The sequence below is a fragment of the Nakamurella sp. genome (genome assembly GCF_048594475.1).
GTDB lineage: Bacteria > Actinomycetota > Actinomycetes > Mycobacteriales > Nakamurellaceae > Nakamurella.
Window position 1 is genome coordinate 1 of sequence record NZ_JBMDXT010000381.1, and the last position, 9,596, is coordinate 9,596.

Annotated in this window: 10 protein-coding genes and 1 tRNA gene; 9 read left to right on the forward strand and 2 right to left on the reverse strand. The window is 73.4% G+C overall.

The features are described from left to right. The 7 genes from ACOJUF_RS17130 to ACOJUF_RS17160 all read left to right on the forward strand — a co-directional run. Positions 1-560, forward strand: a 560-nt coding sequence (locus ACOJUF_RS17130) for a pyruvate kinase (protein ID WP_420123033.1), incomplete at its 5' end; no start/stop codon positions are given. Then, positions 560-1,546, forward strand: coding sequence for an acyl-CoA thioesterase II (gene tesB / locus ACOJUF_RS17135; protein ID WP_420123034.1), 987 nt, complete (start codon positions 560-562; stop codon positions 1,544-1,546). The genes ACOJUF_RS17130 and tesB, both read left to right, overlap by 1 nt. Further along, positions 1,543-2,175 carry a DUF1802 family protein gene (locus ACOJUF_RS17140; protein ID WP_420123035.1) on the forward strand — a complete coding sequence of 211 codons (633 nt, stop codon included), beginning with the start codon at positions 1,543-1,545 and terminating at the stop codon, positions 2,173-2,175. Before tesB ends, ACOJUF_RS17140 begins: the two co-directional genes overlap by 4 nt. Before the next feature lie 130 nt (positions 2,176-2,305). Further along, positions 2,306-2,698 (forward strand): BatC protein, encoded by a 393-nt coding sequence (locus ACOJUF_RS17145; RefSeq protein WP_420123036.1) that lies wholly within the window; start codon positions 2,306-2,308, stop codon positions 2,696-2,698. Beyond that, a complete protein-coding gene (locus tag ACOJUF_RS17150; protein ID WP_420123037.1) occupies positions 2,698-4,044 on the forward strand; it encodes a cupin domain-containing protein in 1,347 nt (448 codons plus the stop codon). Before ACOJUF_RS17145 ends, ACOJUF_RS17150 begins: the two co-directional genes overlap by 1 nt. Positions 4,045-4,048: 4 nt before the next feature. After that, a complete protein-coding gene (locus tag ACOJUF_RS17155; protein ID WP_420123038.1) occupies positions 4,049-4,960 on the forward strand; it encodes a sucrase ferredoxin in 912 nt (303 codons plus the stop codon). A 536-nt stretch (positions 4,961-5,496) separates the two neighbouring features. After that, complete coding sequence (locus ACOJUF_RS17160; protein WP_420123039.1) at positions 5,497-6,654, forward strand: alpha/beta hydrolase; 1,158 nt, start codon at positions 5,497-5,499, stop codon at positions 6,652-6,654. On the opposite strand, the gene ACOJUF_RS17165 is transcribed toward ACOJUF_RS17160, so the two are convergent. Together ACOJUF_RS17165 and ACOJUF_RS17170 are read right to left on the reverse strand one after the other, a co-directional pair. Then, positions 6,644-6,946, reverse strand: coding sequence for a hypothetical protein (locus tag ACOJUF_RS17165; RefSeq protein ID WP_420123040.1), 303 nt, complete (start codon positions 6,944-6,946; stop codon positions 6,644-6,646). The two genes, ACOJUF_RS17160 and ACOJUF_RS17165, sit on opposite strands and share 11 nt — an antisense overlap. Positions 6,947-6,978: 32 nt before the next feature. Further along, positions 6,979-7,052 (reverse strand) — tRNA-Leu (locus ACOJUF_RS17170). A 250-nt stretch (positions 7,053-7,302) separates the two neighbouring features. Here ACOJUF_RS17170 and ACOJUF_RS17175 point away from each other — a divergent pair. Further along, complete coding sequence (locus ACOJUF_RS17175) at positions 7,303-7,887, forward strand: ANTAR domain-containing response regulator (RefSeq protein ID WP_420123041.1); 585 nt, start codon at positions 7,303-7,305, stop codon at positions 7,885-7,887. Between the two features lie 377 nt (positions 7,888-8,264). Next, on the forward strand, positions 8,265-9,569 hold the full coding sequence (locus tag ACOJUF_RS17180) for a branched-chain amino acid ABC transporter substrate-binding protein (protein ID WP_420123042.1): 1,305 nt from the start codon (positions 8,265-8,267) through the stop codon (positions 9,567-9,569). Positions 9,570-9,596 lie beyond the last annotated feature (27 nt).

Genomic DNA, 9,596 nt, shown 5'->3' on the forward strand with positions numbered 1-9,596 from the left:
CCCGCCCGACCCGGGCCGAGGCCTCCGACGTCGCCAACGCGATCCTGGACGGCGCGGACGCGGTCATGCTCTCCGGCGAGACCTCCGTCGGCAAGTACCCGATCATCGCGGTCAAGACCATGGCCCGGATCATCGAGGCGGTGGAGACCGAGTCGGTCGCCGCGCCGGCGCTGACCCACACCCCGCGCACCCGCGGCGGTGTCCTGTCCTTCGCGGCTCGCGACATCGCCGAGCGGATCGACGCCAAGGCGCTGATCGCCTTCACCTTCACCGGCGACACCGTCCGCCGGATGGCCCGCCTGCACACCGCGCTGCCGGTCCTCGCCTTCACCCCGAAGGAGGAGGTGCGCAACCAGCTCGCCCTCACCTGGGGCGTGCGGACCTTCGTCACCCCCGAGGTCGACACCACCGACGAGATGGTTGAGCAGGTCGACCAGGCCATCCTGGAGATCCCGGGGTACGAGCCCGGCGACACCGTGGTCATCGTCGCGGGCGCGCCGCCGAACACCTCCGGCTCGACCAACCTGATCCGGGTGCACCGGCTGAGCCACAAGGACTGATGGCGATCTTCGGGCACCGGCGGCACGCGGCCGGGCCGGCCGAGCGGGCGGCGGCGGCCCCGTTGCAGAATGACCCGGTGCCCGAAGACACCAGCGAGCAGAGCTCGCTCGACACCGACGGCGTCCCTCGCGGCCAGGCCGTGGTGGACGCCCTGGTCGAGCTGCTGAACCTCGAGCGGCTCGAGGACAACCTGTACCGGGGCGTGTCGCCGGCCCTGTCGCCGGTCCGGGTCTTCGGCGGCCAGGTCGCGGCGCAGGCGCTCACGGCAGCCGGCCGGACAGTGCCCAGCGAGCGCCGGGTGCATTCGCTGCACGCCTACTTCCTGCGGCCGGGCAACCCGCGGCAGCCGATCGTCTATCAGGTCGACCGGGCCCGGGACGGCGTCTCGTTCACCACCCGGCGGGTGGTCGCCATCCAGCACGGCAAGCCGATCTTCACCATGTCGGCGTCCTTCCAGGTCGACGAGCCGGGCGTGGACCACGCCGAGTCCATGCCACCCGTCCCGCCGCCGGAGTCGCTGCCGACCTACGCCGAACGCATCGCGCCGTTCAAGGACAGCATGACCGTCTGGGGCCAGATCCCGCGGCCGTTCGACGTGCGGTACGTCGACGAACCGCCGTGGGAGTCCCGGCTGACCGGTCCGCAGCTCGGCGCGCACAGCCGGGTGTGGTTCCGCACCGACGGCGTCCTGCCCGACGACGACCTGCTGCACGTCTGCCTGCTGGCGTACCTGTCCGACCTCACCCTGCTCTACTCGGTGCTCAAGACCCACGCGCTGACCTTCGAACACGACAACATCCAGGTCGCCTCGCTGGACCACGCGATGTGGTTCCACCGGCCGATCCGGGTCGACGAATGGCTGCTGTACGACACGATGTCGCCCAGCGCGTCCGGCGCCCGCGGCCTGGGCACCGGTCACTTCTTCGCCCGGGACGGTCGGATGCTGGCCACCGTGGTGCAGGAGGGCCTGGTCCGGTTGCGGTGACGGGGGAGCGGGCGGCGAGCGCCGGGACGATCACCGGGCCGGCGCCGGCCCTCACCCGGCCCGCGCTCAAGGAGTGGGGTGCCGCGGTGCACGCGCTGCTGCGAGGTCGGCAGACGCTGCTGCTGCGCAAGGGCGGTATCCACGAGAAGCGTTTCACGGTGCGCGATGCGCAGTTCCTGCTGTACCCGACGGTCGCGCACAGCCACGCCGCGTCGACCCGACCCGATCACGCCGATCTGCTGCCGCTCGGGGCGTCCGACGTCGGCGACGGGACCGTGGTGATCCGTGCGGCGGCGTCCGTGGTCGCGGCGATCGAGGTGACCCGGCCGGAGAACATCGAGGCTCTCGAACCCCTCCACATCTGGACGACCGCGTCGGTGCAGGCCAACCGGATCGACTTCCGGCCCCGGCACCGGCTGACCGCGATCGTCGTGGCGGTCCGGCCACTGCCCCGGCCGTGGGTCGTCCCGGTCCGCCCGGAATCCGGCGGCTGCCGCTGGTGGGTCGACCTGATCGCCGACGACAGCGCCGGCGCCCCCGTCGCCGGTGGGCCGGACGGCGGCGCACCGGCGCGCTCCGCGGCCGAGCTGGCCGAGATCGCCGACCACGTGCGGCAGCTCGTCGGGTGACGGCGGCCGGACCGGGGTCGCCGCCGCCGGGCATGATCAGTAGCGTGATTCCGGCACGGTTCGGGTACTGGGACCGGCGGAGTCGGCGGGCCATGGGGGTCCGACAGACGACAGCGTGAGGAGCGGGACGATGGGTCTGAGCGACGAGGACATCACCACCGGCGGTCCGGCGACGGAGGGCCCGGCGGACGGGGGCGCGGCCGGCGTTCCGGGCGTGCACGACGGTGGCGCTGACGGGGGTGCCGACGGTGGCGCGGACAGCGGGGCCGAGGGCCCGGCCGATGGTGGCGCGGGCGGGGTGCCCGGCGTGCACGATGGCGGTGCCGACGGTGGCGCCGACGGTGGCGCTGACGGCGGGGCCGACGGTGGCGCCGATGGCGGCGCGGACAGCGGGGCCGAAGGTCCGGCCGACGGTGGCGCGGCCGGGGTGCACGACGGCGGTGCCGATGGTGGCGCGGACGGCGGTGCCGACGGCGGTGCCGATGGTGGCGCGGACGGTGGCGCTGACGGCGCCGCGGGCTGATGTCGGCTGGTGAACCGACGGGGGCGTCCGGCCTGGCCGGGCGCCCCCCGCAGCCCGGCGCGACCCCGGCGCTGCAGCGGTGCATCGGTATCCCGGCGGGGGAGTTCGCCCGCCGGCACTGGGCGCAGCGGCCCCTGCTGACCAAGGTGGCCGCGCCGGCGGAGCCCGGATCGGTCCCGGCGGTCGACGGGTTCGGCGACTTCACCGACCTCTTCTCGGCCGCCGCGGTCGATGAGCTCATCTCCGTCCGGGGGCTGCGCACGCCGTTCCTGCGGATGGCCAAGGACGGATCGGTGCTGGCCACGTCCACCTTCACCCGTGGGGGCGGGGCGGGCGCGACGATCGCCGACCAGGTGGCCGATGACAAGGTGCTGGGCCAGTTGGCCGCCGGCGCCACCCTGGTGCTGCAGGCGTTGCACCGGACCTGGCCGCCGTTGGTCCGGTTCGGCAGCGAGCTGGCCGCCGAGCTGGGGCACCCGGTCCAGATCAACGCCTACGTCACCCCGGCGCAGAACCAGGGTTTCGCCCCGCACTACGACACCCACGACGTCTTCGTCCTGCAGATCGCCGGCACCAAGCGGTGGCGCATCCACGAGCCGGTGCTGGCCGATCCGTTGCCGCACCAGACCTGGGACGCCCGGCGCGAGCAGGTGCGGACCCGAGCGGCCCAGGAGCCGGTGATCGACACCCTGCTCGAGCCGGGCGATGCGCTCTACCTGCCGCGCGGCTACCTGCACTCGGCGGTGGCGCAGGGCGAGCTGTCCATCCACCTGACCATCGGCGTGCACCCGCTGACCGGGTACGACCTGGCCCGGGAGCTGATCGCGGCGGCCGAGGGCGACCGGGATCTGCGGCGGTCGCTGCCGCTGGGGGTCGACGTCACCGACGTCGACGCGATGGCCGGCCACCTGCGCACCGCCGCGGCCCGGTTGACCGCCCGGCTGAACCAGGTGGACGCCGACCACTACGCCGCGGCCGCGCGCCGGGTCGGCCGGCAGCAGGTAGGCCAGACCCGCCCGGCGCCGATCGCCCCGCTGGCCCAGCTCGCCGCCATCACCGGCCTGGGTCCGGACACCCCGCTGGTGCTGCGGCCCGGACTGCGCCCGGGATTGCGTCCGGCGTCCGGTGCCTGGGTGCTCGACCTGGTCGATTCGACCGTGACCTGGCCCGAGCAGGCGCACGCCGCCCTGCTGGTCGTGGTGGCCGGCAAGGAATTCACGCCCGGCCAGTTGCCGAACCTGGACGCCGATGAACAGCTGGTGATCGCCCGCCGCCTGGTACGCGAGGGCATCGTCGTCCCGGTCGGAGCCACCGGTGTCGACGCCGCCGGGGCCGACGGTTCCTGACCCGGTGGCCGAGGCGGTGACGGAGGAGGTCGACCGGTTCGAGCGGTGCTCGGTCCAGGCCACCCGGCGGGGTGACCCGATGATCGGCAGCGCCTTCCCGGCCGACCGCCTGCTGCTGGTCGAGCAGCCCGGACCCTGGGGCCGGACGGGGTTGCTCGCGTCCCGGTTCGACGGCGCCGTTGCCCATCTCCTGGTGGCCCGGCTGGAGGCCCGCGGCATCCGGGTGGTGGCGATCCGGCGGCCGGGGCGCCACCAGCCGGACGGGCCGCGGCGGTGGGCGGCCGTCGACTGCCGGCCCGGGCGCGAACGCGTCATCTGGGGCCGGTTCGACGACGACCGGCAGTTGCTCGACGTCGACGTCCCCGGGGTGCTCAACGCCCCCGGGACGGGCGGGGCGACCGAACCGCTGTACCTGGTGTGCGCGCACGGCACCCACGACGCGTGCTGCGCGATCCGCGGCCGCCCGGTGGCCGGGCAGCTGCTGGAGCGCCGGCCCGGGCGGGTCTGGGAATGCAGTCACGTCGGCGGCGATCGGTTCGCGGCCAACCTGCTGGTGCTGCCGGCGGGCCTGCTCTACGGCCGCGTGCAGCCCGAGGACGCCGGACGACTGGTCGAGCTGACCGACGCGGGACGGGTCGATGCCGTCGCCCTGCGCGGCCGGGTCGGATTCCCCCCGGCCGAGCAGGCCGCGTTGCAGTTGGCCCACCGGGAGTCGCCGGACGCCGGCTGGCGCGAGGTGACCGTGCAGGCCGTCGACCGGCGGATCGAGGAGCGCGTCGTGGTCACGCTCTCCGTGGCGGGGACGCCGATGGTGGTGGCCGTGGACGTGCGCCGGGCCGATCCGGCCTGGTTGACCTGCCAGGCGAGCGCCCCCGGCCGGGCGCTGGTGTACCGGCCGTCGGTGCTGGCCGAGTGACCGACCGACCGACCGACCGGACCGGGCGGTCGGGACGGGTCGGGCTGATCAAGTCGGCACCATGCGCCCGAAATGTCGGACTTCTTGCCGATTTGATCAGCCCCGCCCCGGATTCGCCGACCCGCCTACGGTTTCGATCTGAAGGGACGGGCCCTGCGGGCCGACGGCCGTTCATCTCGGCGAGAATTCCGCATGTCGGTCACGTTCTGCTGGATCGACCAGCCCGGCGTGCTCGTCCCGCCCGGTCGCCCGGCTCCTGCGCGCGGCCTCCAACGCGACCCCGGGGGCGCGCGCCTCCAACGCTCCTCCAGCGCTCCTCCAACTCGCCTCCAGCGCGACCCCGGGGCGCGCGCCTCCAACTCGCCTCCAGTGGGACCCCGGGCGCGCCCGCCTCCAGCGCGCCTCGGGCACGCCACCAACGCGGCACCGGGGCGCCGTCCCGGGATGCCGTCCCAGTCGCAGCCCGAGCGGCCCGACCACCCGTCGGTGCCCCCCGGACCCCACGATCAGCTCGGGCGGGCTCTTATGCTTCGGCGGTGCGGTCGACCGTGGGCCTGGAGCTGGCGATCCGGCTCCTGTTCGGGTACCTGCCGGCCACCGCCCGTCGCCGGCTGGCCGGTGCACCGATCGTCGTGGACGGCGAGCCGCTCGACCCGGACCTGCAACTGCTGCTGCGCCTCGAGCGGATGACGACGGCGGGCACGCCGGCCGCGCCGGTGCCGCGGCGCCGCGCCCATCTGGATGCGGCCACCACCCTGGTCGGCGGCCGGCCCCCGAGCGCGGTGACGAGCCGCGCGGTGGTGATCGACCGGGATGACGCCGGGCCGCCGTTGGCCGCCCGGCTCTACTGCCCGAACGGGCTGGCGACGGGCTCGCCGCTGCTGGTGTACCTGCACGGTGGCGGCTGGGTGACCGGCGGCCTCAACAGCCACGACACCGCCTGCCGGTTCCTGGCCGATCGGGGCCGGTTGCGGGTGCTGGCCGTCGACTACCGGCTGGCCCCGGAGGACCCGTTCCCGGCCGCGGTGCACGACGCGTCCGCCGCCCTGCGGTTCGCGCGGACCCGGGCCGCGACGCTCGGTGCCGACCCGGGATCCATCGCGATGGGCGGCGACAGCGCGGGCGCCAACCTTGCCGCGGTCACCGCGCACCTGGCGATTCACGCGGGCGAGCCCGGACCCGCCCGACTGCTGCTGTTCTATCCGCCGACCGACGCGGTCAACCGCACCACGTCCCGGGATCTGTTCGCCGACGGGTTCCTGCTGACCGAGGCGGACATCGTCTGGTTCCGGGACCACTACCTGCCGTCCGCGGACCAGCACCGCGACCCTCGCGCGTCGATCCTGCTGGCCGACGAGCTGACCGGGATGCCGCCGACCCACCTGGTCACGGCGGGCTTCGACCCGATCCGGGACGAGGGCGAACTCTTCGCTCGCCGGCTCGCGGAGGCCGGCGTCCCGGTGGTGGTGCGCCGGGAACCGGACCTGGTGCACGGCTTCGTCAACATGATCGGCCTGTCGGCCCGCTGCCGGGCCGCCGTCGCCGACGCGGCCGCGGCGCTCCGAGAGTCCTTCGCCGGGCACCGCCCCGACCTGGCCCGTCGGTCCGACCCGACCGACCAATCGCACCGCCCCGACCCGGTCGCGAAACCTCGCGTCCCGGACGCCGTCGACGCGGCCCGGCTCATGGGATGAGCCGGCGCCGACGCCGGTGGGTGAGGACCGCGGATCGGCCGGCGCCGACCATCAGAACCATCACGGTGGCGGCGGACAGAACGAGCAGCACGATGGCCACCGTGTCGAACGGGGCATAGGCGTCGGCGCAGGCCGGGTCGGGCAGGGGATCGGGGCGGCCGAACAGGGCCGGCCCACAGGCGACGAACTCGTCGTTCGGTTCGGCCGAGCTCGGAGCGGTGCCGGCCAGCAGACCCAGCCCGCCGAGCATCGTGGCCACCACGAGCGCCGCGACGGCGCGGGACCTGTGCACACCTCACCTACCCGGGCTGCCGGCCGGTCGGGTGCCCCCGGTGAGACTCGAACTCACACTGTGCGGGATTTGAATCCGCTTCCTCTGCCAATTGGGATACGGGGGCAGGCCCCGCGATCGGGGCAGCCCCATCGTAGTCGGGCCCGCGCCGGGCCCGGCCCCGCCCCGCCCGGCCCGGCGCGCGAACCGGATGTCGGGCCCGTCGACAGACAACGATGTCGGTTGTGCGACGCGAAAGGCGTGCTCATCACAGCGTGGGGGCCTGTTCGTTCGCACATTGGTAACCCGGGGCCGATACTCTGACCACCGGACCGGCGACCACTCGGGGGCCCGCCGGCAGGTGAGGGAGGTGGCCGATGACCGCACCGAAGAGGGTGCTCATCGCCGAGGACGAAGCGTTGATCAGGCTCGACCTGTCCGAGATGCTCGCCGAGGAGGGATTCGACGTCGTCGGCCAGGCGGTCGACGGCGAGCAGGCGGTCACGATGGCCACCGAACTGCGTCCCGATCTGGTCATCATGGACGTCAAGATGCCCAAGAAGGACGGCATCGACGCCGCGGCCGAGATCGTCGGGGAACAGATCGCCCCGGTCGTCATCCTCACCGCGTTCTCGCAGCGCGAGCTGATCGAACGGGCCCGAGACGCCGGCGCGATGGCCTACCTGGTCAAGCCCTTCTCCAAGAGCGACCTGCTGCCGGCGATCGAGCTGGCCGTCGCCCGGTACGCCGAGACGACCGCGCTGCGGGCCGAGGTGGCCGACATCAGCCAGCGGCTCGAGGCGCGCAAGATCATCGACCGGGCCAAGGGCCTGTTGATGACGCACCAGAAGATGACCGAGCCGGAGGCGTTCCGCTGGATCCAGCGCACCGCGATGGACCGGCGGACCTCGATGCAGGCGGTGGCGAACGCCGTGCTGGAGGGGCTGTCGGCCAAGAGCTGAGCGCGACGGGATCGCGTCGACCAGGCGGCGTCCGGGGCAACCCGGGCGCCGCTTCGTCGTTCCGGTGACCGGGGGATCCGGCGGTCGACCGGCCCGGGACCGCCGGTCGGAGTCGGCCATCGTGATCGATCCGCCGGTGGGCCTGGCCCTGATGGCTGACCCGGTTCGCGCTCGGCGCATCGTCCGCCGTCGCATTGACTACCGCGTGTGACCTGGATGGGCGCTTCTTGTGAACCGCGAGTCGCATTTTGGTTACGAGGGCTCGTTCTTGCGGTGTCCTGCGCCGATCGTGGGATAGGTTCCCCGCGTGTCGGCGACGTCGGCATGAATGCGACAGCCGGATCCTGACCGGTGAACAGAATCTTCGGAGGTGGCACGTGCATCGACGTTCGGTGCGAACCGCCGGCATCGCGCTGGTCGCGGTGGCGGCCCTGACGCTGGCGGCCTGTGGGTCGAAGTCGACGGACAGCGGAACGACGACGAGCGCGGCCGCGTCCGCCGGGTCGGGATCGGCGGCGGCCTCCGGGTCCGCGGCGGCGTCGGGCGGCGCCTCCTCCGGCGGCGCGGCGAGCGGCTCGCTGAGCATCCAGCCGCTGAAGCAGATCACCCCGGAGGGCCAGGACGTCAGCGCGGGTGCGGCCACCAACGCGGTGCTGCCGGCCGGCAACGGGCAGGCCAAGTGCGCCGCCGGCTCCTCCATCGCCATGGCCGGCGCGCTGACCGGCCCGAACGCGGCGCTGGGCATCAACATCCGCAACGGCGCCAAGCTGGCCATCGACCAGTTCAACGCCGCGAACCCCGGCTGCCAGCTCTCCCTCAAGGAGTTCGACACCGAGGGCGACCCGCAGAAGGCCACCCAGGTCGCGCCGCAGATCGTCGGCGACGCCTCGGTCATCGGCCTGCTCGGCCCGGCGTTCTCCGGCGAGACCAAGGCCACCGGCCCGATCTTCAACCAGGCCGGCCTGATCTCGGTCACCGCGTCGGCGACCAACCCGGCGCTGACCACCAACGGGTGGACCAACTTCTTCCGGGGCCTGGGCAACGACAACTCGCAGGGCGGTGCGACCGCCAACTGGCTGACCAAGCAGGAGAACTACGGCAAGGTCTGCGTCGTCCGCGACAACACCGATTACGGCGTCGGTCTGGCCGAGGTCGTCACCGAGACCCTCGGGTCCGCCGCCGACGGCAGCTGCGCCGTCGACGTCAAGACCGGTGACAAGGACTTCACCGCCGGCATCCAGCTGATCACCACGGCGGCGCCGGACGCGGTCTACTACGCGGGCTACTACGCCGAGGCGGCGCCGTTCGTCCAGCAGCTGCGCGACGCCGGCTACACCGGCCCGTTCGTCTCCGGTGACGGCGTCAACGACCCGCAGTTCGTCGCCCAGGCCGGCCAGGCCGCGGCCGGTGCGATCCTGACCTGCCCGTGCGGTCCGGCTCCGGACCAGTTCGCGTCGCAGTACCAGCAGGCCTTCAACATCGCCCCGGGCGTGTACTCGGTGGACGCCTACGACCTGGCCACCATCATGGTCACCGGCATCTCCTCCGGGCAGGTCACGGACCGGGCGAGCATGATCAAGTACTTCTCGACCTACGACGGCGAGGGTCTGGCCAAGACGTACAAGTGGGACTCCAGCGGTGAGCTCGCGGTGGCGAACCCCTGGCTGTACGAAGTCAAGTAACACCCGGACACCCATCGATGGCGACCG